At 39.8% G+C, this 3,235-nt stretch carries 3 protein-coding genes and 1 pseudogene; all 4 read left to right on the plus strand.

Translation table 11 applies throughout. From position 1 onward, the window contains the following. A pseudogene (locus MA2_RS11275) lies at window positions 1-287 on the plus strand (hypothetical protein); the annotation flags it as partial. Window positions 288-434: 147 nt separating this feature from the next. Beyond that, entirely contained in the window at window positions 435-2,063 is a 1,629-nt protein-coding gene (locus MA2_RS10505) for an RCC1 domain-containing protein (protein ID WP_067059610.1), read from the plus strand. A gap of 129 nt (window positions 2,064-2,192) precedes the next feature. Further along, window positions 2,193-2,390 carry a hypothetical protein gene (locus MA2_RS10510; protein WP_067059612.1) on the plus strand — a complete coding sequence of 66 codons (198 nt, stop codon included), beginning with the start codon at window positions 2,193-2,195 and terminating at the stop codon, window positions 2,388-2,390. Window positions 2,391-2,759: 369 nt separating this feature from the next. Continuing rightward, window positions 2,760-3,235, plus strand: a 476-nt coding sequence (locus MA2_RS11020; RefSeq protein ID WP_156470954.1) for a transposase, incomplete at its 3' end; no start/stop codon positions are given.

The raw sequence follows: 3,235 nt of genomic DNA on the forward strand, positions 1-3,235 counted from the left end.
TTGAAGACACGCATTTAACAATACAAGATAGGGTGAGTAAACTTGTTGCGATTACTGCTTTAGCTTTTTGTTGGGCATATCAAGCAGGGTTGGCAGTATTAAGCGAAAAACCCAATCATTATAAACGTCGTCCTAAAGCCAATGGTCGCCCTCAGGCAAGTATTTTCGCTATTGGGCTTGATTGCTTGATTGATGGGTTTAGACGGTTTATTATGAATAATGATTATGGCATATTCAAACAGTTGCTTCGTTTTTTATCTGGTAAGCATTTGCCAAATTTAGTTTAGTATTTCTGTCGTGTGCAGAGAAAAAATAATCAGTAAAACTCAACATAATTACTTTACATATGTTATGATAATACCGTTTATCTTTTATTTAAGACGTTTAATTACGTAATTGTCTATCTCAGCTGCAGTTTGGTATGGAAGTTAACTATGCAAAAATTTAATCAAACCTTATTGGTTGTTTCAATTACTGGTTTACTCACTGCTTGTGGCGGTGGCGGTTCCTCTAATCCCTCACCAACTCAACCTAATACACCAACAACGCCGACGACTCCTACGCCTACAAATCCTACCACACCGACTAATCCTTCAACAACCAAATCAATTAGAGCAAGCTTAGCAAACCACAGTGTAAATTTCACTTGGGAACAAGGTGAAAGTGTTAAGGTTAATGCTGTCGACCAAGATAATAAATCTGTCGCTGTCAAATCATGTACCAGTGATGATAATCAACGTATTACCGTGGCAGCCGATTGTTCTGCTATCAAAGTTCATCGATTAGGTGAATCAACCTTCACTGTTACTAGCGCAGATAATCTGACTAGTAAAGTCACTGTCATTGGTGTACCAACGAATACACCGTTAGCAATGACCTCAGCAGGTGGAAATATTGCCAATCGTATTGTTACAGCTGAAGGCAAAATAATGACTTGGGGTAGCGATTTTGGTAGTCAAATCGCCACCAAAAATGCAAGTAGTGTTGATTATTTACAATATCCTGATTATGTTGTCACAGCGGACGGGAACGTACTATCAGATATCTATCAAGTAGCTCATGGTTATGCGACTGCTTTTGCGCTAAATGGTAAAGGACAAGTATATGCGTGGGGTAGAGGCGTTAATCAATACACGGTTTCAAAAAAACCCAATATTTATTATCCAGAATTGGTATTAGATGCAACAGGCAATGCCCCTGTGTCCAATATTGTTAAAATTGCGACCAATCAAGCTGATGGCGGTGCACTTGGTCTTACCGATGAAGGTAAAGTCGTCGTTTTTGGATTTTCAAATCCAAAATATCCTCAACCAGTAATGAATAACGGTGTGCCACTGAGTGACATTAAAGCGATTGCCTTGGGTTCGGTGGGCGTCGGTGAAGGTAACATGAACTTTGCTTATGCTGTTGATAGCAAAGGACAGGTGTATTCTTGGAAGATTGATCCTAATGCGTCAAGTTACACAGTAAATCTAGTCAAAGACAAAAATGGCAATCCACTAACTGGCGTAACTAAAGTAGTGGCAGGTTCAAAACACGTCTTAGCCTTAACTGATAAAGGTCAAGTGTATGCTTGGGGGGAGAGTGGCGAACAGTTAGGTGATGCATCTATTCCTATATCATCACAATTTCTTGGCTATGTCACTCAAGTCAATATAAAAGGTACGCCATTAGCCAATATCAAAGATATTGGCATAAATTTCAGTAGTTCCTATGCCGTCACCCAATCAGGTAATGTCTATGCCTGGGGATTTGGCGCAACAGGTGAACTTGGTGACGGTCCAAACCATCCACTGGGTAATGAAACAGCGACGCCGACACTGGTAACCAGTGAAAATGGTATGGGTGTTTTATCCAATGTAGTTACTGTTACGAGTCATGATAGAGGAGCCATAGCACTGAAATCTGACGGCAGTATGGTGGGATGGGGTAATAACTGGCATGGCCTCTTAACTCAAGATAATCCAGAAAGTGGAAAGTACTATTTTACGCCAGTGGTTATCCAAGCTAGTAAAGGACAACCACTGAAAGTGGATTTATCGAAATATACCCAGTTAAATTAACCGCTTAATCGCATAGTTTGTTAAAGGATAGAAAATAACCATTTTCTATCCTTTTTTGTTAAGCCATAGTACCTTATAGTAGCCTTACCGAACGTTAAAATCGCAAAACCATCAAATCTTGAGATAACCATGACCAAGGAACCCCAAGAAGAAATCAAACTATCGCAAGTCTTAAATATTGACTTGCCTAAAATACTGGCACAGATGCCAGAAAAAGAACTTGCTTACTTACAGATCGTACCACCGAGTTGGATGCTAAATAACGACCCACTCATCGAACAAATTAATCATCTTGGCAAACTCTCTCTGCACACGACAAAAAAATAAAAAAGTCTGATAAAACAAGGCATAATAGTAATTTTTTCAACGAATTAAACCATGCCAAATCTTATCAGACTAGAAACTATATTAGCCCAAAACCTAACACTACACAGGGCAAAAATCAACTGCATCAGCCAAATGATAATAGGTTTGATAACCGCCCAAAGTAGCAACCTAAAAAAGATAGCAAGGCACTTTCCCAATACAACACAAACCGACAGCAACTACCGACGCATACAACGGTTTTTAGCAGACACCGAACTTGACGAACACCAAATAGCCAGCCTTATTTACAACCTATTTGGGCTAGATAAAGTTACCCTTACCATTGATAGAACAAACTAGAAATGGGGCAAAAGCAACATCAACATCTTTATGCTAGCCGCCGTACATCACGGCATTGCCATTCCCCTATACTGGACAATGCTAGATAAACGGGGCAACTCAAGTACATTAGAGCGAACCGAATTGATTGAAAAATTCATTCACAACTTTGGCAAAGACAAAATCGTAAAAATACTCGCTGATAGAGAGTTTGTCGGCAAAGCGTGGTTTAACTGGTTTACCACACAGAATTTAAAATTTGCTATACGCATCAAAAAAGACAGCAAGGTGACTAACACGCAAGGGCAAAGCGTACAAATACACACCCTGTTTCACAACCTAAGCCAACAGCAAACGTATCATCATGACCGAACTTTAATGGTCGATGACTGCTCTGTTAAGGTATCCGCCAAGCTTGATAGCGACAACGATTATGTGATTGTGGCGACCAATGATTTTGACGATGATGATGCGATGGCAACTTATGCCAAGCGTTGGCAGATTGAAACGCTGTTTTCTTGTTTTAA

The organism is Moraxella atlantae NBRC 14588, assembly GCF_001591265.1.
Classification (GTDB): domain Bacteria; phylum Pseudomonadota; class Gammaproteobacteria; order Pseudomonadales; family Moraxellaceae; genus Faucicola; species Faucicola atlantae.

Bases quoted from the DNA above. Each gene is read 5' to 3' on its own strand.
- MA2_RS10505 (WP_067059610.1), top strand. From the start codon at position 435: ATGCAAAAATTTAATCAAACCTTATTGGTTGTTTCAATTACTGGTTTA.
- MA2_RS10510 (WP_067059612.1), top strand. From the start codon at position 2,193: ATGACCAAGGAACCCCAAGAAGAAATCAAACTATCGCAAGTCTTAAAT.